Annotated in this window: 16 protein-coding genes; 15 read left to right on the forward strand and 1 reads right to left on the reverse strand. The window is 46.0% G+C overall.

All coding sequences use genetic code 11. The features are described from left to right. The first annotated feature begins 47 nt into the window (after nt 1-47). The 14 genes from BLA28_RS30905 (at nt 48) to BLA28_RS30970 (ending at nt 18,688) form a co-directional block, all read left to right on the forward strand. Nucleotides 48-2,588, forward strand: a complete 2,541-nt coding sequence (locus tag BLA28_RS30905; RefSeq protein ID WP_069156548.1) for a glycoside hydrolase family 2 protein — start codon at nt 48-50, stop codon at nt 2,586-2,588. A gap of 16 nt (nt 2,589-2,604) precedes the next feature. Next, nucleotides 2,605-4,749 (forward strand): alpha-amylase family protein, encoded by a 2,145-nt coding sequence (locus BLA28_RS30910; protein WP_069155629.1) that lies wholly within the window; start codon nt 2,605-2,607, stop codon nt 4,747-4,749. After that, nucleotides 4,686-5,996 (forward strand): glycerate kinase type-2 family protein, encoded by a 1,311-nt coding sequence (locus tag BLA28_RS30915; RefSeq protein WP_242880540.1) that lies wholly within the window; start codon nt 4,686-4,688, stop codon nt 5,994-5,996. The genes BLA28_RS30910 and BLA28_RS30915 overlap by 64 nt, the downstream gene beginning before the upstream one ends. 230 nt (nt 5,997-6,226) lie before the next feature. Continuing rightward, nucleotides 6,227-7,186 (forward strand): NAD-dependent epimerase/dehydratase family protein, encoded by a 960-nt coding sequence (locus tag BLA28_RS30920; RefSeq protein WP_044968879.1) that lies wholly within the window; start codon nt 6,227-6,229, stop codon nt 7,184-7,186. A 65-nt stretch (nt 7,187-7,251) separates the two neighbouring features. Next, nucleotides 7,252-8,184, forward strand: a complete 933-nt coding sequence (locus tag BLA28_RS30925) for an aldo/keto reductase (protein ID WP_069155628.1) — start codon at nt 7,252-7,254, stop codon at nt 8,182-8,184. A 6-nt stretch (nt 8,185-8,190) separates the two neighbouring features. Beyond that, on the forward strand, nt 8,191-9,090 hold the full coding sequence (locus tag BLA28_RS30930) for a glycyl-radical enzyme activating protein (RefSeq protein ID WP_069155627.1): 900 nt from the start codon (nt 8,191-8,193) through the stop codon (nt 9,088-9,090). Nucleotides 9,091-9,122: 32 nt separating this feature from the next. Further along, on the forward strand, nt 9,123-11,456 hold the full coding sequence (locus tag BLA28_RS30935) for a pyruvate formate lyase family protein (protein WP_069411340.1): 2,334 nt from the start codon (nt 9,123-9,125) through the stop codon (nt 11,454-11,456). 41 nt (nt 11,457-11,497) lie between these two features. After that, complete coding sequence (locus tag BLA28_RS30940) at nt 11,498-12,493, forward strand: dihydroxyacetone kinase subunit DhaK (protein WP_069155625.1); 996 nt, start codon at nt 11,498-11,500, stop codon at nt 12,491-12,493. 51 nt (nt 12,494-12,544) lie between these two features. After that, on the forward strand, nt 12,545-13,549 hold the full coding sequence (locus BLA28_RS30945) for an aldo/keto reductase (protein ID WP_069155624.1): 1,005 nt from the start codon (nt 12,545-12,547) through the stop codon (nt 13,547-13,549). Between the two features lie 43 nt (nt 13,550-13,592). Beyond that, a complete protein-coding gene (locus tag BLA28_RS30950) occupies nt 13,593-14,486 on the forward strand; it encodes an SMP-30/gluconolactonase/LRE family protein (protein WP_069155623.1) in 894 nt (297 codons plus the stop codon). Between the two features lie 39 nt (nt 14,487-14,525). Then, on the forward strand, nt 14,526-15,173 hold the full coding sequence (locus BLA28_RS30955; RefSeq protein ID WP_081329783.1) for a DAK2 domain-containing protein: 648 nt from the start codon (nt 14,526-14,528) through the stop codon (nt 15,171-15,173). Continuing rightward, entirely contained in the window at nt 15,170-16,144 is a 975-nt protein-coding gene (locus BLA28_RS30960; RefSeq protein WP_069155622.1) for a DUF4432 family protein, read from the forward strand. Before BLA28_RS30955 ends, BLA28_RS30960 begins: the two co-directional genes overlap by 4 nt. Nucleotides 16,145-16,224: 80 nt before the next feature. Further along, nucleotides 16,225-17,727: a CoA-acylating methylmalonate-semialdehyde dehydrogenase gene (locus BLA28_RS30965; protein ID WP_044968854.1), complete on the forward strand. Its 1,503-nt coding sequence runs from the start codon at nt 16,225-16,227 to the stop codon at nt 17,725-17,727. Between the two features lie 13 nt (nt 17,728-17,740). After that, nucleotides 17,741-18,688 (forward strand): 2-hydroxyacid dehydrogenase, encoded by a 948-nt coding sequence (locus BLA28_RS30970; protein WP_071699718.1) that lies wholly within the window; start codon nt 17,741-17,743, stop codon nt 18,686-18,688. 191 nt (nt 18,689-18,879) lie between these two features. On the opposite strand, the gene BLA28_RS30975 is transcribed toward BLA28_RS30970, so the two are convergent. Further along, entirely contained in the window at nt 18,880-19,881 is a 1,002-nt protein-coding gene (locus BLA28_RS30975; RefSeq protein WP_069155620.1) for a LacI family DNA-binding transcriptional regulator, read from the reverse strand. 396 nt (nt 19,882-20,277) lie between these two features. Here BLA28_RS30975 and BLA28_RS30980 point away from each other — a divergent pair, with 396 nt between their 5' ends. Continuing rightward, the gene (locus BLA28_RS30980) at nt 20,278-21,714 is read left to right on the forward strand and encodes an ABC transporter substrate-binding protein (protein ID WP_071699719.1); all 1,437 of its coding nucleotides are present in this window, start codon (nt 20,278-20,280) and stop codon (nt 21,712-21,714) included. The last annotated feature ends 39 nt before the right edge of the window (nt 21,715-21,753 follow it).

A 21,753-nucleotide genomic window follows, 5' to 3' on the forward strand; every position in this document is an offset into this window, starting at 1 on the left:
TCAGAGGGAGGAAATGTCCCGTTTGCTTGGAAAGACAGGGAAAAGATATGAATACAGACAGAGTGCTTTCGGATGGCTGGGAGCTGAAGAGGATTGATCCCCGGGAAAAAATAGATGCAGCTGCCTTTGGACAGGAAAAAGAAGACTGGATACAGGTGAAGTCTATGCCTGCCCAGGTACATGATATTTTATATGACAATGGTTTTCTTGATGAGGAATACAGGCTTGGCTGGTGTGAAAATGTATTGTGGGTCGGAGAGTATGACTGGCTGTACCGCTGTTATTTCCGCTGTGAAGACGAAGCGTCAGGCGCAGGCCTTTTGTTTGAAGGGCTTGATACCTATGCGGATATTTATCTGAATGGGAAACTGGTGGGAGAGCATGATAATTTTTATCTCCCTCAGGAGGTAAAAGTCAGTGGGTCACTGCAGAAGGAAAATATCCTGCTCATTCATTTTCACCGGGTTTCCGATTTCCTTGAAAGGGAGAAATGGAATCCTGAATGGGACGGAGCTGTCCAGAAATGCAAGGTGATCCGAAAACCTATCCATGATTTTCCGCCGGAGGTTCCCGACGGGGGAAGCAATTACCAGGGAGCCATTCCTTATTTTTCACCGATTGGCGTCTACGGAAAAGTACATGTAAAAACATGGGGCGAAGTAAGGATTGAGGAAGTGCTTGCAAAAGTTACGGTTGATGAAGCGAATGACGGTAAAGTGAGGCTTATCATAAAGGGAGAAGGCGGTAATACCGCATTATCCTATAAGCTATATGCAGGGCGGGAGCTTGTTCAGGAAGGGGCATTGGAAGAAGGACAGGAGCCCGGGGCAGAATGGAGCATAGAAAGCAGCTTTACTGTTGCGCAGCCCAGTCTGTGGTATCCCAGGGGCTTTGGAAAACCCTTCCGCTATCGTTTGGAAATCATAGCGGCCCAACGGGGAAACATCGTGGATAAATGGGAAAGGCAGATTGGTTTTAAAAAAGTGGAAATGCCTTCTCCTCTGGAATTTATTATCAATGGAAAACGTGTCCGCCTCTGGGGCGGCAGTATGGATCCTCTTCAGGGGTATACGCACTGCTACTGCAGGGACAGGGCAATGCGGCTGTTTGATATGGCGGAAAATGCTAATATGAATACCCTGCGGATTTGGGGCGAAGGAATCCCGCAGCCGGATGAATTTTATGAAGAGGCGGATCGGAGAGGAATCCTTATATGGCAGGAATTTTTCCTCGGACACGGGGCGTATCCGGATACGGAACGGATTGCGGACGAATGCCGGAAAGAGGCGGCGGCGCTGGTTAAGCGGCTGATGCACAGGCCATCCCTCCTGATGTGGTGCGGAGGAAACGAGACCATAATGGGAGCGGAATTTGCCGGAAAAGAACCCTTCGGAAAGGATATCCCCCTGAAGGTATTCCCGCAGGTAGTGGAAGAATTGGATCCGGGAAGGTATTACCATCCGAATTCACCCTGGGGCGGAGAGTGGGCGAATGATCCCAGGACAGGAGATTATCATACCTATGATTGTGTATGGCAGTATCCTTATCAGGATTATCCGCAGTTTATCAGCGAACATATACGGACGGCGCCGCCGGTAATGCACAGCCTGAAAAAAATAATCAAAGGCTCGATTTGGCCGGAGGATGAAAAAGTATCAGGCTGGGAAGCGGCAGCAAAACAGGGGCTGCTGAGTACCTATGAAAGCCCTGACTGTATGCCGGAAAACTGGCTGCAGAGAAGCCACCGCAATGCAAACGGACAGCGGAAGAGCGGACCGTACTGGGAGTTTTATGAACCGCAGGGGCCGGAGGATATGATATACCGGTTCGGAGCTGCTTATGGACAGGAAATCAGAAGATACGGGGAGCAGATCCGCAGAGGGAGCAGACAGCCGGGTGAAAGCAGGAGAAGCAAAGGGTATTTTTCCTGTAAGCTTCTGGATACCTGGCCGAAGGTATACTGTGCATCCATTGATTTTTTCCAGGAAGGATATATTCCTTATTACTCCCTGGTCAGGCTTTTTCAGCCCGTACTACTCAGCTTTGAAAAAGGAGAGAGCATCCGCCTCTGGCTGGTAAACGATTCGGACAGGGATGTGGAAGGAACGGTCACGGTTTCTATTTATCATTTAGGGGAAGAAAGAAATCTCCGGGAAAACCAGGTGGATATTCGTATCGGGCAGGGCGGGTCGGATATGGTCTTTGATTTGGCGGAATACCGGTTTTTCCCGAAGGACTGTTTATTATACGCAAAATTTGTGGAAAAAAATGGTGATGTATGCTGTTCTGGTGTAGACTATGTAGATATAGAGAGACATCTGCGCTACAAGGAAGCAAACCTTGATGTCAGGCTGGATGGAAATTATCTGGTGCTGAAGACAGATGCGTTTATACGCTGCGTGGAGATCAAAGGACAGAGCGGAGAAGATGAATTCGGCTGGCTTTTTTCGGATAATTATTTTGATTTGATGCCCGGAGAAGAAAAGAGAGTAAAGATTCTCGGAAATAAGGACAGCGGACAGCTGCGGATAAAAGGACATTATCTGCAGGATGAAAAGGTACTGTCATTTACACGCAAAGGACTTTGACAGCGGGAGGAAAGAAATGGACGATATGCAGGATAAGGCTCCATGGTATAAACGTACCTTTTTATGGGGGCAGACCAATTTGACGGAGGATGATCCCGAAAAATGTGATTTGGATTTCTGGATTGATTATTGGAAAAAAACAGGGGTGGAAGGGGTCATTATTAATTGCGGCGGAATCGTAAGCTATTATAAGAGCAGGTTCACGGCGCAGTATAAGGCAAAATATCTGGGAGATAAGGACTATTTCGGTCTCTGGAAGGATGCGGCCAGACAGGCAGGGCTTGCTGTGGTGGCGCGTATGGATATTAACGCCACAACGGAGACTCTGTATTCTTCAAACCCGGAATGGTACTGCAGGGATAAAGAAGGAAATCCGTATCTGTCTCAGGGAAGATATGTTGCCTGTGTGAACGGCGGCTACTATCAGGAATTCCTCCCTCAGGTTTTTCAGGAGATCATTGAGAACTATCATCCTGACGGTTTTGCAGACAACAGCTGGGCGGGTATGAAGCGGACAGATATCTGTTATTGTGAAAACTGCCGGAAAAAGTTCCGGGAAGAGTACCGGATGGAGCTGCCGGAAAAAGAAGACTGGGAAGATCCGGTTTACCGGAAGTGGGTGCGCTGGAACTATCAGCTGAGGATCCGGAACTGGCATTTCTTTAATAAAGTTACAAGGAAGGCAGGAGGAGAAGACTGCCGGTGGTTTGGGATGCTGACGGCGGATCCGTTTGATACAGGCGAACGTTTTTATGATATCAAAGCGTTGGTAAAGGATTCGGATTTCGTTTTCAGTGATCAGCAGAGCAGAGATCCCATTGACGGATTTGAACAGAATTCAGTGAACGGAAATCTTCTGCGTCTGGCTTCTTCAGAAAATATACTTGTTGCGGAAAGCATGGCGCATTATTATAAAGGCCTGCGTACCTTCCGGCTGAGTGCGGCGCCAAGACAGGAAGTGCGCAACTGGATGCTCACCGGTATAAGCGGAGGTATCATGCCCTGGTATCATTTTGTGGGCGGAGGGACACAGGATCGGAGAAAGTTCCGGATTTCCGATGATTTGTTCCGGTGGTTTAAAAAGCAGGAGCCATATCTTCATGACAGGGTAAACTGTGCCTGTGTAGGACTTGTATGGAATCAGGAAAGCGCGGTCTATTATGGCAGAGGGCATGGAAAAGAGGTCTGCGGCTATCCGTTTGCCGGATTTGCACGGTCACTTTCAAAAGCGGGGATTCCTTTCGTGCCGGTTCATGCGGATGATATAGAAAAATATGGAAATCGGCTGGAAACCATTATTCTGCCGAACGTGGCTGTTTTGTCATGGGAGCAGGAAGAGCAGGTTATCCGGTTCCTTCAGTCCGGCAAAGGCCTTGTCATGACCGGTATGACCGGACGGATGGATGAAGAAGGAGAAGAAAGAGCCCAGGAGGAGTGTTTGCTCTGGGAATTTCTCGGACTCAGCAAAAGCGGCTCTGTTACAGGGGTATGCGGTGACAGCAAAGATGACTGGATGAATCATGAGACCCATAATTATCTGAAGGGCAACGATACGTTTAATCCTCTTCTGGAAGGTCTGGAGGATACTTCGATTCTGCCTTTTGGAGGATCCGTAGTGGAGACAGCAAGCAGCGGGCCGCTGGAAGCTATTTTCCATTTGATTCCGGCATTCCCTATTTATCCCCCGGAGTTTTCCTGGATACGGGAAGAGAGGGAAGACCTGGGAACCATTTTTGCAGGGGAATTGGAAAACGGGGCCAGGGTGGTATATATGCCGGCGGATGTGGATCGCTGCTATGCCCGTTTTTATCTTCCGGATATGGGGAAACTGCTGGAAAATGCGGTGCGCTATACGGCAAAGAACCGATTCCCGGTAAGTGTTGAAGGAAAAGGGCATATTCAGTGCGATGCGTATGTTCAGGGGAAAAAGTTAATTCTCCATCTGGTGAATCTGTGCGGCTGCGATGGTCCGGTGGGAAGTGTAACAGATAATCTGCCTACAGGGCCTGTCATAATAAAAATTACATCATATCCGATGGAGGAGGAAGCTGTTTCGCTGGTATCCGGAAAGAAGCTTCCCATATACCAGGAAGGGGAATGGAAATGTATCAGGCTGGAACAATTAGAAGAGCAGGAGATGATTCTGGCATCTATGAAGTAGAGGCTATGCGCCGGGATGCGGAAACTGTTATTCAGAAAACAATTGAAGATGTGCTGCCGATGAAGGCAGTGCGGGAGGTTTTGGAGGAGATTGCCTTAACCAAACCTGTTTATGTCATTGCGATAGGGAAGGCGGCATGGGGAATGGCGGATGAAGCCGCCCGGCTGCTGGGCTCCCGCATTGTGGAAGGTATTGTGGTTACCAAATACGGGCATTCGAAGGGGAATATTGAGGGATTTCAGATTATGGAAACGGCTCATCCGTTCCCGGATGATAATTCGATGCTCGCAGCCGGAAAAGTGCTTGAACTGGCGGATCGGGTGACCGAAAACGAAGAGGTTCTCCTGCTTTTGTCGGGAGGAGGCTCAGCCTTAGTGGAGATGCCGGCTGCCGGCCTTACTCTTCCGGAGGTGACACGGGTGACGGAAATCCTGCTGAAATGCGGAGCCAATATTGTGGAAATCAATACGGTACGCAAGCATCTTTCCGCGATTAAGGGCGGAAAACTGGCAAAACATCTTCAGCCAGCCACAGGATATGCTATTATTCTTTCGGATGTGGTGGGAAACCATCCTGAAATGATTGCATCAGGAATGACGTATCCGGATGCAACCGATGCGCCGGAAGTGATGGAAGTTATTGAAAAGTATCATTTGGATGTGGAAGATAAGGTAATCCGCGTCCTGGAAAAGTCGGAGGAAACTCTGGTTTCCAATATCACGAATATTGTGAAAGGAAATGTAGAGGAACTATGCAGCTCTGCGGCGGAGCATGTCAGGGAACTGGGATATAAGCCGTATATATTCTCTACAAATGCGGATTGTGAAGCAAAGAGCCTGGGGCAGTGGTTTGCACGGACAGCAAAGGCGATCCGAGAGGATAATCCCTGGAAGCTGGAGCTGCCATGTGCAGTGATTGTAGGAGGGGAAACCGTAGTTAAGGTGACCGGAAACGGGCTGGGAGGGAGAAATCAGGAAATCGCCCTCCAGGCGGCGGAAGGGATACAGGGGATGGAGAAGACGGTTCTGTTTTCCCTGGCTTCCGATGGTACGGACGGCCCTACGGATGCTGCCGGAGGAATCGTGGACGGCTATACCGTAAAAGCGCTTGAGGATAAGGGGATGAACATCAGGGAGTACCTGGAAGACAATGACGCATACTGCGCCCTGCAGGAGGTTAACGGTCTGATAATGACGGGACCTACGGGAACCAATGTAAATGATGTTACAGTATTATTAATCAAATAGGGCATGGAAACCTCTGATAAGAAGTCAGAGGTTTTTCTTTTGTCTGCCGATTTATTCTTTGTATCTGCAATACAAAAAAGGAAGGGAAATTTGTAACATGGTCTGTTTGCTCAAAAGGGTTAATTTTGTATAGTTAAGTCAAGGTTAATCATACTGTAGGGAAGCCGCAGGGATAACCAGGTATTTTAGATACTCTATACAGAATAAACAGGTGAAGGAGAGCGGAGATTATGAAAGCAGTAGTTATCGGAGGATGCGGACACATCGGAACATATTTGGTTCCCAGGCTTGTAAAAGCGGGTTATCAGGTGGTAAGTGTGACAAGAGGACAGAGTAAGCCTTATTTGCCCAGCCACGCATGGGATGAAGTGGAAAATGTCATCCTTGACAGAGAAGAGGAAGAGAAAGACGGTACGTTCGGCAAAAAGATTGCTGCAATGAATGCGGATGTGGTAATCGATCTGATTACTTTTAAGGCGGAAAGCACCTATCAGATGGTGGAAGCCCTGAAGGGAACCAATCTTTCTCATTATTTATTCTGTGCATCCATTTGGGCGCACGGACATGCGACAATCGTTCCTGCTCCGGAGGATCTTCCCAGACATCCGCTGGAAGATTACGGAATCAACAAAGCAAAAAGTGAAGCCTATCTTCATGAGCAATACAGAAAAGACGGTTTTCCGGAAACGGTTGTAATGCCCGGCCATATTACCGGACCCGGCTGGAACTGCATTAACCCTACCGGAAATCTGGATCCTCTTGTTTTCCAGAAGATCGGCAGAGGAGAAGGCATTGTCCTTCCCAATATGGGAATGGAAACCGTACATCATGTTCATGCCGATGACGTGGCACAGGTGTTTATGAATGCAATCTGCTACAGAGGCCAGGCTCTTGGCGAAAGCTTCCATGCGGTTGCGCCTCATGCCATGACGCTGCTTGGATTTGCGGAAGCTATGTATGCATGGTTTGGAAAACAGCCCGATATCTCATTCCTTCCCTGGAAAGAATGGTGTGAACATACGGCTGTTGACAGCTTTATCAACAGTACATGGTCTCATGTAACACACAGCGATAATTATAGTATTGAAAAAGGCAAGAGACTGATAAACTATAATCCCCGTTATACCATCCTTCAGGCAGTGGAGGAAAGTGTAAACAGCATGCTGGAACGCGGGGTTATTACCGTATAGTTATAAGACATAGTCAGGGAAACCCTGCTGAGGCAGGGGATCCCTTTTGAAAAGGAGCAGAGAGCATGAAATATTGTAAACTGGGAAAAACGGATATTTCCATATCCAGAGTGACTCATGGATGTATGGAGCTGGGAGGCGGACGGTGGAAAACTTTGGATAAGGAGTCCAACAGCGCCCTTTTAAAAACCGCTTTGGAAAATGGAATCACCACATTTGATACGGCGGAAGGCTACGGAGCCGGCGCTTCAGAGCTGATTGTGGGAGAAGCATTGAAGGACAGAAGAAAAGACTGTGTGATAGCGACCAAGGTGCTTCCTGATAATCTGAGGGCTGCTGATGTGAGAAAAGCGGCGGAAGGAAGCCTGAAGAGACTGCAGACGGATTATATTGATTTGCTGTATGTTCATTGGCCCAATGCCGGGATACCCATTTCGGAAACCCTCGGTGAATTTATTAAATTAAAAGAAGAAGGTAAGATACGGGCAATCGGCGTTTCTAATTTCAGCCTGGAGCAATTGAAGGAAGCGATGGAAATAACCCACATAGACGCCCTTCAGCCGGAATATAACCTTCTCCAGAGAAAGATTGAGGATGGACTGCTTTCCTATTGTGCAGATAATCAAATCAGTGTTCTCAGCTATAATTCTATTGCGAAGGGAATCCTTTCCGGAGTATTCCATTTTAATGGGGTGAAACTGGATGCAGAGGATTTCAGAAATGAAAAACCTTTATTTTTCCCTGAGAACCTGGAAACGGAGAAACCGCTGATGAACAGCCTGAAGGCGGTTGCCCAGGCACATAACGGCACGATTTCCCAGATAGCGGCAGCCTGGGTGCTTGCACAGAGAGGTATGAGCTCCGCAATCATAGGAACACAGAACCCCCGTCATTTTGTGGAAAATATCCACAGCGTGGATATAGAGCTGACACAGGAAGAAATAGATGTACTGAATAAAACCAGCAGTGAAGTAATCGGTAAACTTATCGGTGTGTGAGGAAAAATGGAAACTGGAATTGTAATGGATATTGACCATTTTGCTGTTCATGACGGCCCCGGGATCAGAACCTGTCTGTTCCTGAAGGGCTGCCCGCTTACATGTCTCTGGTGCCATTCGCCGGAATCTCAGCTGAGAGAGCCTCAGATTCTGTTTGCACAAAACAGGTGCGTGAAATGTGGGCTGTGTGCAGCTGCCTGCGAGAATTACGGACAGATTCTGGATGAGGAAGGAAACCGGGAATACCGGAGGGAAAACTGCCGTGGGTGCAGGCGCTGTGTGGAAAGCTGTCCGACGGGTGCGCTGTTTGTTTCCGGAATGCAGATGAGTGTAACAGAAGCGGCGGCAGAACTGATTCAGGATAAGCTCTTTTATAAGAACAGCGGCGGCGGTGTGACAATAAGCGGCGGAGAATGTTTGCTTCAGCCGGTCTTTACAAAGCAGCTGCTGATGCGTATGAAGGCAGAAGGCATCCATACAATTGTAGAAACCTCCGGCTGCGGCAAAAAGGAAGACCTGCTGGCCCTGGCTGATTATACGGATACCTTTTATTATGATTTTAAACTGGCGGATCCTGCGATGTTTGAGAAGTATACAGGAGGAAACCTGAATACGGTCAGGGAAAATCTGGAGGCGCTGAGAGAAAAAACGGACAGGATTGTACTGCGTATTCCGTTGATTCCCTACATAACAGACACCATGGAAAATATAAAAGAAGCTTATAAAACAGCTCAGAGACTGGAAATCAGGCAGATTCACCTGCTTCCCTATAACCAAAGTGCCGGAGCCAAATATGAATGGTGCGGCAGAAATTATGAGATTGGGGATAAGGGAAGAAATACGGCATGGGCTGAAGAGCTTTGTAAAGCTGCGCCGCGGGAAATAGAAGCAACAATCATGAAATGATTTCATTTGGCACAGTAAGGAAGGAAATGGGAATGAAAACTTTTGATATCGAACAGTATTCTCGCAGAATCGTTGAAAGCAAGCCCTCACAGAGAGTTTCCTGGCTGATTGATGCGACAAGGGAAAATATGCTTGTTAAAAATGAAAAAGCACCGGATCCGCCGTCTGTCTTGAATGAAAAAACGGGAAAGCTTCCCGTAATCATAAGGAAAGCGATGGCAGAACGCGCGAAATTATCCTGTGCGCCGGTGGGTATCTGGGATAAACAGGTCTTTGCGGGATGCTTTACGCTGCGTGAGGAAAGAATTGTCAATACATATGCCCTTCCTGAATTCGCGTATCCGGAGGAACAAAAGGAAGGAGAAAAATATGGTTTTGGTATTTACTCCATGTTCGGCCATATTTCACCTGATTATAAAAGGCTGCTGAAGCTGGGGACTGACGGAATAAGAAAAATGGCAGCAGAACAGCTGAAGACGGCAGAGGATGAAACCGCACGGGCTTTTTTACAGGCTGTGCTGATTTCGCTGGAAGGTCTGGAGATTTATGCTTCCCGTCATGTGGATATGCTGCTTGCCAAAAGTGAGGCGGAGGAGGATCCCGTGCGCAGACAGGAACTGCTGAGGACTGCGGCTGCGCTTGGCAGAGTGCCCAGATATCCTGCCTCTTCTTTCTTTGAAGCGTGCCAGTCGGCCTGGCTTCTGCATTTGGCGCTGCAGCTGACGGATAATTACCTGGCGCTGGGACGTCCGGATCAGTATCTGTATCCCTATCTGGAAAAGGATCTGAAAGAAAACAGGCTCACTGTGGAGGAAGCCCAGGAATTAACCGATTTGTATATGCTGAAATTCAATGAGCGTTCCCAGGACAATGAAGTGGCTGCAGAAATGATGGATCTTGAAATGGAACAGCAGAAGCAGGAAAAGAAATGGGAAGAACGTAAGCTCTATGACATCGGACAGCAGAGATACAACGTCAGGGATACCATTGACGCCATCAATCACTGGAACCAGAACGTGATGATTGGGGGATGCATCCCGGAAACAGGGGAAGATGCCACCAATCTGATGACGGTGATGATGCTGGAATCCTTCCGGCGTATGAGAATGACAAATCCTGTTTTATCGGTCAGACTGAGCGGGCAGACACCGGATTATCTGAAACGCCAGACGGCCATTACCCTGAAAACCGGAGGCGGGCTTCCTGCCTTATATAATGATGAAACCGTTATAAAAGGATATCAGAAGTTTGGAGTGGATCTGGAGGATGCAAGAGATTACGCGAATAATGGCTGCTGGGAATGTATCCTGCCGGGGAAAACGGATTTTTATTTCATAAAGCTTAATGCTCTGAAATGTATGGAATGGGCTCTGAATCACGGAAGGTGTCATATTGACGGAAAACAGGAAGTGCCGGATCAGGGAGATGTCTCAGAAATAACGGATTTTGAGGCTCTGTATAAGAGAGTGCTGGATAACTTTAAAATCGTTATGGAAGGGGCGGCGGCCCATATGGTGGAGACACAGCATCTTCGTTCTATTGTAGCGCCTGTCCCGCTTCTTTCCGCTTTTCTGGAGGGGCCTGTGGAGAAAGGAAAGGACATGACGCAGATGGGCGCCCGGTTTATCCTGGGAGGAACCATTGCCGAAGGTATCAGCCATGTCATCGATTCTCTGTGTGCAATCCGCAGAGTGGTTTTCCAGGAAAAATATTGCACGATGACGGAACTGGCCGATGCCATCGATCATAATTTCGAAGGAAATGAAAAACTCAGGAATAAGCTGGATTCCTGTCCGAAATATGGGGCCAATGAAGAGGAAGCGGATGAAATAGGGGTTCGTCTCACCCATGACTATGCGGAGCTGATGATGGAAATCGACGGGAAATACCCGGAAATGAAATTTATGCCGGGCATAGGAACGTTTTCCTGGTATATAGCAGTCGGCAACGGGACGGGAGCCAGTGCGGACGGACGGCTTGCTGCGGAACCTGTCGCAAGTAATTTTTCTCCTTCCAAAGGGGCAATGACAAAAGGCATTACGGGAGCGCTTCTGTCCTTCTCGAAAATGAATCTGGATGTTATGCCGCTGGGCTCGCCGTTGGATCTGGGAATGGCAGGGCAATATGTGCAGGGAGAAGAAGGAACAAAGCGGCTGGTCGGCCTGATGGATACTTTCACGCAGCTGGGAGGCAATCTGCTGACAATCAGCGTGGCGGACAGCGAGACTCTGCGGGATGCGCAGAAGCATCCGGAAAATTACAAAGATCTGCGGGTCCGTATGGGCGGATGGTCGGCTTACTTCACCATGCTCAGCAAAGAACAGCAGGAGCATCATATTAAAAAGAGTGAATCCGGATTTTTCTGACAGACAGGAAAAGGTGCCGGTATCAGTAAAGGGGGAAGCGTATGAAGAAATGTATGAATAACAGCGACGATTTTGTGGATGAGAGTCTGAAGGGAATATATAAAGCTTATCCGTCCTTTTATGAAGCCGGATGTGATGATATCAGGGCTTTTGTGCATCCGGGAAAGGCTAAGGGCAAGGTAAGCATTGTGACAGGCGGCGGCTACGGCCATATTCCCGTATTCCTGGGTTATGTGGGAGAAGGACTCTGCGATGGGGCTGCGGTAGGCAATGTTTTTACGTCTCCTTCCAGTGAGGCTATTTTAAATACAACCAGGGCGGTTGAAAACGAAAACGGGGTTCTTTATCTTTTTGGTAATTATTTCGGAGACGGGATGAATTTCGAAATGGCGGCGGAAATGGCGGCGCTGGAAGGTATCCGTACGGAAACCGTTAAAGTATCGGATGATGTTGCGAGCGCGCCCAGAAAAGAGTATATCCAGCGAAGAGGGATTGCCGGAATCTGTCTTGTATATAAAGTCGCTGGAGCGTGCGCCGAAAGCGGAGCCAGTCTGGAGGAAGTGACACGGATAGCACGGAAAGCGGTGGATAATACGGCAAGCTACGGCGTTGCTTTTTCTTCCTGTACACTGCCGGGAGCGGAGCGGCCTATTTTTGAAATAAACGATCAGGACATGGAAATCGGCATGGGAATTCATGGGGAGCCGGGGATAAAACGGGTCAGAATGATGAACAGCCGTGATTTGGCACGGGAATTATGCCCTGCTGTTTTAAAAGATCTTTCCATTGCGGAAGGGGAACGGGTCGCTGTTCTGGTGAACGGACTGGGTATGACAAGCCGTGAAGAATTATTCATTTTTTATAAGGATGTGGCTGAATATCTGGAAGAAAAAGGGATTGCTGTAGGAAAAACGATGGTAGGCGAATTCGCCACTTCTCTGGAAATGGCAGGGTTGTCTTTATCGATTATGCGGCTGGATGAGGAAATGGAAACCTATTTAAAAGCGCAGGAATATACGCCTTTTATTCGTTATTAAATCATTTGCAGGATTAACAGATGTGCACAACGGGCACAGATAGGAGCAGCTATGAAATATTGCAGATTGGGAAGAACCGGCCTTTATGTCAGTAAGCTTTGTCTTGGCACCGCAAATTTCGGAACAGGAAAATCCTCGGGAAAAGGGGATTGGGGTGTTGTAGATGAAAAAGGGGCGTTCCAGATTATGGATTATGCTCTGGATTGCGGAATTAATTTTTTCGATACGGCAAATGTGTATGGAGGGATTGAAACAAGAGGGCTGACAGAGACCATCATAGGCAATTGGTTTAAACAGGGCAATGGCAGGAGAGAAAAAGTAGTCCTTGGAACTAAGGTGGGAAGAGTCTTTGAAAAAAGCGATCTGGATGGCCCCAATAATGTGGAAGGACTGTCTTTATATAAAATAAGAAGACATGTGGAAGCATCCCTTACCAGACTGCAGACCGATCATCTGGAGCTGATTCAGATGCATAAAGCGGATCCTCTTACAGGCTGGGATGAAATCTGGGAGGCCTTTGAGGGGCTGGTGAGAAGCGGAAAGGCAGACTACGTAGGCTCCAGCAATCATGATGCATGGCAGATTATGAAAGCGCAGGAAGCGGCGCGCCGGAGAGGATTTATGGGACTGGTCAATGAGCAGCATTTGTATACGCCGCTGGCTAGGACCCCGGAGCTGGAGCTTCTGCCGATGGTAAAGGATCAGGGTATCGGTATTACTATTTTCAGCCCGTTATTCCGGGGGCTTTTGGGAATTGATGCCTTTCATCCTGAAAAAAGGCCGATGAATGCGGAAAGCAGGAAGCTGTTTGAAAAGTATAGAGATCAGGCGGAACAGTATTCCAAACTCTGCAGAGAGCTGGGAGAGACGGAAGCCAATGTGACATTTGCCTGGGAGCTCAGCAGGCCTGAGATAACGAGTGTAATCGTAGCGCCGACCTGCATTGAGGATTTGAGCAGTGTGCTGAAGAGCGTGGATATTGTCCTTCAGGAGGATGTGCTGAGAAAGATTGATTCCATCTTCCCGCCTACTGTGGAGGCTTCTCCTTACATATAGGCCCAAACAGCTGAATCACAAAAACGATGGGAGGAGAACGGACATGGGAATTATAAAGTTTACAGAAAAAGCAAATGCCTGCTTCTATCAGACTGCGGAACTGGAGAAGATTGCAGGAGGGTACTATTTCACGGAAGGGCCGGTATGGGATAGTGTTGAAAAATGTCTTTATTTTACAAACTTCCAGGATAATACCATTTACCGCTTTAAGGAAAGGGAAGGTACATCTCTCTACAGAAAGGAAAGCGGACGCGCCGTGGGACTGAGTCTGGCGGCAGACGGCAGAATAGTAAGCGCCGAAACCAGTTCCCATGCCGTAACCTTTGCGGGAGAGACAAAAAGTGAAGTGATAGCCGGAACGTATCAGGGGAAAATGCTCAACAGCCCCAATGATGTTGTGGTGAAAAAGGACGGCGCCGTATATTTTACGGATCCTTATTCAGTGGCTATGGGCGGTGAACAGGAATTGGATTTTAATGGGGTGTTCTGTGTGCCTGTAACAGATGGGAAACCGGACGGAAGCAGAATATGCCTGATTGATGATCGTATGGAAAGACCGAACGGAATTGCCTTTTCTCCGGATGAAAAAATATTGTATGTGAATGATACCAATAAACAGTATATCAGGGCTTACCAGATGCGCAGCGCGGAAGAGGCTTCTTTGATAGGCACCTTTGCAGAATTGGATGAAGCATATGGAGCCGGGTGTGCAGACGGTATGAAGGTAGATGAGGAAGGAAATGTGTATCTTACCGGGCCGGGAGGCATTTGGGTGATTGACAGCAGCGGGACGCCTGCCGCAATACTGGAATGTCCGGAAAATGCGGGCAACCTGTGTTTCGGCGGGGAGGACAACTGCTTCCTGTATATAACGGCAAGCACCAGTGTGTACCGGATACCGGTAAAAATCCCGGGCATTGTGCCCCGCCGTGTATAGGGACCAAATGATGCAGAGAGCCGGACAGAAGGAGAAAATATGGGAATAGGAATAGATAAAGTTAAAAAAGCTCTTTACAGTATTTGCGATGTTCTGCAGGAAGAAAAAGAAGAACTGACAGAAATAGACAGCAGACTCGGCGACGGAGACATGGGGATTTCCATGGATAAAGGTGCGGCGGCAGTCAGAGAGGTGCTGGATGCTTATCAGGAGACGGATATTTCAAAACTGCTTTCTTCCTGCGGGGCTGCATTCAACAGGGCCGCGCCTTCCACGTTAGGTACGCTGTTAAGCTTCAGCATGCTGGCTGTGGCAAAGGCGGCGGGAAAGAAACCGGAGCTTGAGGAAGCGGATCTTGTCCGTTTTCCTGCTATTATTGCAGATACCATAGCTGCCAGGGGAAAAGCGAAGGTGGGGGATAAAACCATACTGGATGCTTTGGTTCCCTTTGCGGAAACGCTTGAGAAGCTGTCGGCGGATAACGTATCCTTTGCGCAGGCATGGAGAGAAGCGGCGGCAGCGGCAGAAAAGGGCATGGAAGGCACAAAGGGAATGACAGCGAAGACCGGAAGAGCAAAATGGCTTGACGGAAGAAATAAAGAATATCCGGACGGCGGCGCTGTATTATGCGTTAAGGTGGTACAGCGTCTGGCGGAACCGGAATGCGGCGAGGTGCAGGGAGAATGATAAAGGAAAGCAGCAGCGGAAGCATCCGTACATTGATTTTATCGAACGAAAAACTGTCTGTTAAGATACTTGCCGGCAAAGGCGGAGATATTAACCAGATTACTTATCTTCCTGAACAGGCAGAGCTTCTTCATACGGAGGATGAGAATTTTGCCCGTTATGATAATCGGGATCTGCGTACAAACCCCTTATCCCGTTATTCGGAGGACAGTACGGGAGGATGGCAGGATGTGGTGCCCGGATACGGCAGGTACGGCAGTCTTGTTTTTCAGGAATTTCCTGTGGGAACAGCTGCGACACTGCCCTGGGATTATCAGACGCAGACAGCTGCCGGCGGAGATACCCGGAAGGAAGAGGAAGTGAATTTGTCCGTGCAGCTGCCGGAATTTCCTCTGTTCATGAAAAAACAGATCCGACTGGAAGATGAGACCCTTAATGTAACGGAAACGATACGGAATGAAGGCGGTGAACCGGCTGATTTTACGTGGACACAGCACTCGGCATTCGGCGGCAGCTTCCTGGATGAACAGGTTGAAATCTCCTATCCGGGTGAGGAAATTTTTCTGTCCTCACTATATGCCGGACAGGGAGGAAAAAAGGAAGAGTACCTCAAAAATATCTGCAGTGTGCCGATGCCGGACGGGACGATATGGAATTTGAAGAATATGAGAGAACCGGGACAGGACGGACATCTGATCTTCACAATGAAGGCGGAGACAGGGGATTTCGCTCTGTATCATAAAGCCAGAAAGTTCGGATTCCGGGTAACCTGGGATAAACAGGTATTCCCTTATATCAGATGCTGGTATCAGAATACGGAGGATGGATATTCCTTCGCCATAGAGCCCTGTAATTACGCTTACAGTTCTTTTGCGGATACGGATAAAGAAAATATGTATCTGCATCTGGATGCCGGCGAAGAAATGAGTACGGAGATCCGATTGTCGATCATACATGAAAATAAAGGATAAGGTTGACGGAAGCACTTATATTTTTTGACTGGAGTGCATCTTTAATCGCTTGTGCGCCATACGCGCAGACGGGAGCAGCAATGGAAAAACTTAAATTTTTTAGTAATGGCGAATACAGAGAATCACAGACGACGGTTTATTATGAGCTTCATAACCCAAGCACGGGAGAAGTGACAGGGATGGCGCCCAGATGTACCGAAGCGGAGGTTAAGGAAGCCGTGGAAGCGGCGAAAGCGGCGTACCCGTCCTGGAGTGCGACACCGGTAGCGAAAAGGACACAGATTTTATACAGAGTCCGGGAACTGCTGATGGAGCACATGGAAGAATTGACCATGCTTGTAGCCAGGGAAAATGGAAAGACCTGGTCGGAAGCCGAGGGAGATGTGCTGAAGGCCAAGGAAGGGACCGAACTCGCCACCCAGGCACCATCCCTGATGATGGGAGACAGCCTGATGGATGCTTCCAGCGGCTTTGATACGGTTCAATACAGAGAGCCTATGGGTGTTTTCGCAGGAATTGTCCCTGTTAATTTCCCGGCAATGATTCCGTTTGGCTGGATGACGCCGGTATGTCTCGCCTGCGGCAACACCATGGTTTTGAAGGCAGCCAGTCTTACACCTATGACAGCCCTGCGCATCGCAGGACTTTATAAAGAGGCGGGCCTGCCGGACGGGGTATTGAATGTAGTGACCTGTTCCAGGGAAGAAACAAAGGTTTTATTGGAACATCCGGATATTAAAGGGATTACATTTGTTGGTTCCACGGCAGTCGGAAAGTATATTTATGAAACGGCGGCAGGAAACGGAAAGAGAGTACAGGCTCTTTGCCAGGCTAAAAATCATGCTTTGATTATGAAAGATGTCCCCCTTGAGAGAACCGTGGCTGGTGTGATAAATTCCGCTTTTGGCTGTGCCGGACAGCGCTGCATGGCTTTGAGCTGCTGTGTGGTGGAAGAGGATATTGCAGATGCCTTTGTGGAAGAGCTTATCCGGCAGGCTAAAGAAATCAAAATAGGACCTGCATGGGAAAAAACCAGCAAACTGGGGCCTATTACCTATGAAGCGCATTATAAGGAAATACTGGCGGATATTGAAAAAGGGATAAAGGAAGGCGCAAGCCTTGTTTTAGACGGCCGGGACTGTGTGGTTAAAGGCTATGAAAACGGTTATTTTATAGGACCTACTGTTTTTGATCACGTATCGGAAGATATGAGCATCGGCAGGGAAGAAATTTTCGGGCCGGTTCTGTGTGTGAAGAGAGTCAAAAACTTTGAAGAAGGCCTCAGCCTGATGAATGGCAACCCTTATGCCAATGGTTCCGTTATTTTTACGCAGAGCGGATATTATGCAAGGGAATTCGTAAGGCATACGGACGGCGGAATGGTAGGAGTCAATGTGGGAATTCCGGTTCCCATCGGATTTGTACCTTTTGCAGGACATAAAAATTCCTTCTTTGGGGATCTGCATTGCCTGGGCAAGGATGCATACCGCTTCTTTACGGAAAGCAAATGTGTAACAACCAGATGGTTTGATGAGGAAGAAAAGAAAAATAAAGAGGTTTCGACTTGGGACGGAACCATTTAACAGGAGGAAAAAAATGAAAATAGTATTATTAGAATCTTTGGGGATTGCCGAAAAGGAATTGGATCAGTTCGCGCAGAAGCTGAAAGCGGAAGGCCATGAGTTCTGCGCCTATGAAAAAAATACGGATGAAGATGTCCAGATAGAAAGAGCGAAGGACGCCGATGTCATCATGATCGCCAACATGCCTCTTAGCGGGAAGGTTATCCGCAGCTGTCCTTCCCTGAAATATATCGATGTGGCGTTTACCGGTGTGGATCATGTGGATTTGGAAGCAGCCAAAGAAAGAAAGGTTGCGGTCAGCAATGCATCCGGATATTCCAATGAATCGGTTGCGGAACTGTCTCTGTGCATGATGCTGTCATTGCTGCGGAATGTAAAACAGGTGGAAGATCGCTGCCGTAATGAAGGAACGAAAGACGGCCTGGTAGGAAGAGAACTGAAAGGAAAAACAGTCGGAATTGTAGGGCTTGGAGCTATCGGTAAAAGAGTGGCGCAGCTGGTTAAGGCATTTGGCTGTGAGGTACTTGCCTACAGCAGGCATCCCAAGGAAGAAAATAAGGATTTGGCATCCTATGTGTCTTTGGACGAGCTGCTTCAGAAATCGGATATCGTAACTCTTCATTGTCCTCTGACTGATGAAACCAGGCATATGATTGATAAAGAGAAAATCGGCATGATGAAGCAGGGTGCGATTTTAATTAATGCGGCCAGAGGGCCGGTGGTGGATTATGAAGCCCTTGCGGCAGCATTGGAAGAGGGTAAGGTCGGAGGAGCCGGAATTGATGTGTTTGAAGGAGAGCCCCCGATTAAGAAAGACCATCCTATGCTGAAGACACCAAATACTATTGCAACGCCTCATATTGCATTTGCTTCTGCGGAATCTATGACCTTGAGGGCCGGAATTGTTTTTGATAATCTGGAGAAATGGGTGGCTGGGAAGCAGCAGAATGTGATTTTATAAAAGAGAGAAAGGCAGTTGACAATTATCATTAAAATATATGTATTATAATTAATTTTAAATTATTTTTATACTTGAAAAAGAGCCGGATCTATTATCAGGCTCTTTTTATGTCTTTAGGGGAATTATTTAAAATGTAATAATTAAGTATTATATTCTAGTTGACAGCCTTCTGTTAGTAAAGAAAACATATTTCATAATTTTCTTACACTTTGTCTTATAATAAGAGAGGTTAACAGTTCTGTTTTACAAGGTGTATAATTGCCTTTATTACTTTGCTCTATTAAACGTTTGACGGCCAGTTCACCCAGAGCTCTTTTAGGAACATTCATTGTAGTGAGTGAAGGAGAACTTATTTCGCCAAAAGGCATATTATCAAATCCCATTATAGAAATATCATCGGGAATTTTATAACCGTATTCTTGAAAAGCTTTTAATGCTCCTAAGGCAACAATGTCATTGACTGCGCAATAAGCAGTGGCCATTTTCCGAGGAGATGATTCCAAGTAATTTTTCATAGATTCATAAGATCCGTTCAGAGTGGGATCGAGATATATAAATAAATCCTCATCTATAGAACATTCATATTTTTCTAAGGCATCTCTAAACCCCTGTTCTCTGTAGTAAAAATTTTTTATTTGAATTTGGCTTCCAAGAAAACCGATTTTTGTATGACCGTTTTCTATTAAAAATCTGGTTGAAGTAATAAAGGAATCATAATTATTCATGAGTACTGTGTCGAATAGAAATCGGTCAAACCATGCGTCCAGAACAACTAATGGGCAGCATATCTTTTGAAATGGAAGTAAATCATTTTCGCTTAATTCTGTTGCTAACAAAATAATCCCAGAGTTCCTGTCGGTAAAGAGAGAATCAAATTTTTCTTTATAGTCATCATCATTTTCCTGAATATTAAACAGAATTGTATCTAAGCCATTATCGCGTGCTTCACTTACAATACCATCTATTAATTCATTTATCAAAGGAGTTTCTGTTAAAACCTTACCACTTTTTTTAAAAAAGACCAATTTAATATTTTCGATTTTCGGAGTGTTCAGATATCCTATTTCTTTGGCTACTTTTAGAATTTCTTCGGCTGTTTTTCTGTTTGTTCCCTTTTTATTATTTAATACATTAGATATTGTGGATTGCGAATAACCAGTTATCTGACTGATAGTTTTCATATTGATTTTCACAGTAAATACCTCCGTAAAGAAATATGTATTTATAATACGAGTATTTCGCTTATATCATATCATATTTTTTCATTTTTTTAACAACTTGTTAAAAATTATTTTGAAATATTAGAAATAAAAATTTATATAATTTTTTATAAATATATTATATTGGATAAAAGGTAAAATATCAATAAAATTATTGCTTTACTATATATTAGTAGAAATTAATAAAAACTTTATGTTAAAATTGGCAATTATAAATATTGATATTTAGCATAAATGCTTGTAATATAATAAAAAAGAAGTAAAAAAGTAATTAAAAATTTATATAAAAATATATAAAACGGAAAGGAGGATAGTTTATCTGAAATTTATTGATGTAACAATATTGTTTAAGGTGAAGGAGAAAAGAATATGAAAAAGGTATTGATTATGTTAGTTAGCGCCGTAATGTTGTTCAGTATGACAGCATGTTCATCAAAGAAGTCTGAAGAAATACAGGAACCCGGAATAGAAAATAGTGAGGAGAAGGCATCAGTTTCTTCAGAGGTACCACAAAAAACAGATGGATATGAATATGGAGTTACAGAAGATGGATATACCATAATTACAAATCTTGATACAAGTAAAGACGTAACCTTAACAATGGCAGGCTGGGAAGGAGGACCCAGTGAAACAGATAATCTGAATCGTGCACTTGAATTATTCAGTGAATATTATCCTAATATAAAGGTAGAGTATACACCAAGTGCGGATTCGGGGGAAGGACACCATGGAAAAATAATGACCATGTTTGCTGCTGACAGTGCGCCTGATGTTTTCTACTGTGGTTCATCATATGTCCATAATTTTGCAGATAGAGGAATTATCTATGATATAACGGATATATTTAATGAAGCCTTTTCTTTGGATGATTATATTCCGGCTGCGTTGCAATGTATGCAGTACAATGGCAGGCTGTATGGCATTACTTCCTGTAATGTAGGGCCTCAGCTTTATTATAACAAGGATTTATTTGATGCTGCAGGTGTGGAATACCCTTCACCAGATCCCGGTAAAGCGTGGACATGGGATGAATTTATTGATGCTGCTTCTAAACTTACAGTCAAAGATGAGAACGGAAAAGTAAAACAATATGGTTTCTACGGACTCGAAGATTCTGAACTTTTAACGGCTTACTTCAATCAATTTGACATGAAATACATAAGTGATGATGGTAAAGAGTTTATTGCAACCGATGATCCAAATTTTAAGAAAATATTTGAAAATATAAAAGCATTACGAACAGAGTATGGGATATCTCCTCAGGCGGCGTTTACAGAAAGTGCAGGTATGAATAATGTACAGATGCTGCTTACCGGAATGGTGGCAATGTTTGTAGAAGGATCATGGGGGATGGAAGAAACAGCAGAAAGTGGAGTGAACTTTGGTGTTGCACCATTACCTGTAATGGATGGAGGACATTCTGCTACGTGGGGGCAGGCCCATATTCATTCTATTGCCGCAAATACTAAACATTTTGATGAAGCATGGGCATTGCTGTGTTTTTTGGGAAGCGATGAATACCAGCTTAATATGGTAAGAGAAGGGCTGTGGACACCTAATAAAACATCCTGTTATGAGCCCGATGTTATTAAAACATGGCTTACAGATAATCATCCGGATGGCTATGATAAGTTTATTTATTATTTCAAGGATTACAGTAGTATTGCTCCTCAGACTGTGATGGGAGGCGAAGCCCAGGATATATTCACCGAAGAGTGTCAGGCATATTTTGATGGAAATGAGGAACTGGATAGTGTAATTCAGGAAATGAGATCTAAAATTGATGGAGTATACAACGGCAAATAAATTGGACATATAAATTATTTGTGCGGGGATGTCCATAGA

The organism is Eisenbergiella tayi (assembly GCF_001881565.1).
Taxonomy (GTDB): domain Bacteria; phylum Bacillota; class Clostridia; order Lachnospirales; family Lachnospiraceae; genus Eisenbergiella; species Eisenbergiella tayi.

Excerpts from the sequence above, each read along its gene's own strand:
- BLA28_RS30940 (WP_069155625.1), top strand. The coding sequence starts at position 11,498 with ATGAAGAAATGTATGAATAACAGCGACGATTTTGTGGATGAGAGTCTG.
- BLA28_RS30935 (WP_069411340.1), top strand. The coding sequence starts at position 9,123 with ATGAAAACTTTTGATATCGAACAGTATTCTCGCAGAATCGTTGAAAGC.
- BLA28_RS30980 (WP_071699719.1), top strand. The coding sequence starts at position 20,278 with ATGAAAAAGGTATTGATTATGTTAGTTAGCGCCGTAATGTTGTTCAGT.
- BLA28_RS30925 (WP_069155628.1), top strand. The coding sequence starts at position 7,252 with ATGAAATATTGTAAACTGGGAAAAACGGATATTTCCATATCCAGAGTG.
- BLA28_RS30970 (WP_071699718.1), top strand. The coding sequence starts at position 17,741 with ATGAAAATAGTATTATTAGAATCTTTGGGGATTGCCGAAAAGGAATTG.
- BLA28_RS30965 (WP_044968854.1), top strand. The coding sequence starts at position 16,225 with ATGGAAAAACTTAAATTTTTTAGTAATGGCGAATACAGAGAATCACAG.
- BLA28_RS30960 (WP_069155622.1), top strand. The coding sequence starts at position 15,170 with ATGATAAAGGAAAGCAGCAGCGGAAGCATCCGTACATTGATTTTATCG.
- BLA28_RS30955 (WP_081329783.1), top strand. The coding sequence starts at position 14,526 with ATGGGAATAGGAATAGATAAAGTTAAAAAAGCTCTTTACAGTATTTGC.
- BLA28_RS30915 (WP_242880540.1), top strand. The coding sequence starts at position 4,686 with ATGGAAATGTATCAGGCTGGAACAATTAGAAGAGCAGGAGATGATTCT.
- BLA28_RS30910 (WP_069155629.1), top strand. The coding sequence starts at position 2,605 with ATGGACGATATGCAGGATAAGGCTCCATGGTATAAACGTACCTTTTTA.
- BLA28_RS30930 (WP_069155627.1), top strand. The coding sequence starts at position 8,191 with ATGGAAACTGGAATTGTAATGGATATTGACCATTTTGCTGTTCATGAC.
- BLA28_RS30905 (WP_069156548.1), top strand. The coding sequence starts at position 48 with ATGAATACAGACAGAGTGCTTTCGGATGGCTGGGAGCTGAAGAGGATT.
- BLA28_RS30920 (WP_044968879.1), top strand. The coding sequence starts at position 6,227 with ATGAAAGCAGTAGTTATCGGAGGATGCGGACACATCGGAACATATTTG.
- BLA28_RS30950 (WP_069155623.1), top strand. The coding sequence starts at position 13,593 with ATGGGAATTATAAAGTTTACAGAAAAAGCAAATGCCTGCTTCTATCAG.
- BLA28_RS30945 (WP_069155624.1), top strand. The coding sequence starts at position 12,545 with ATGAAATATTGCAGATTGGGAAGAACCGGCCTTTATGTCAGTAAGCTT.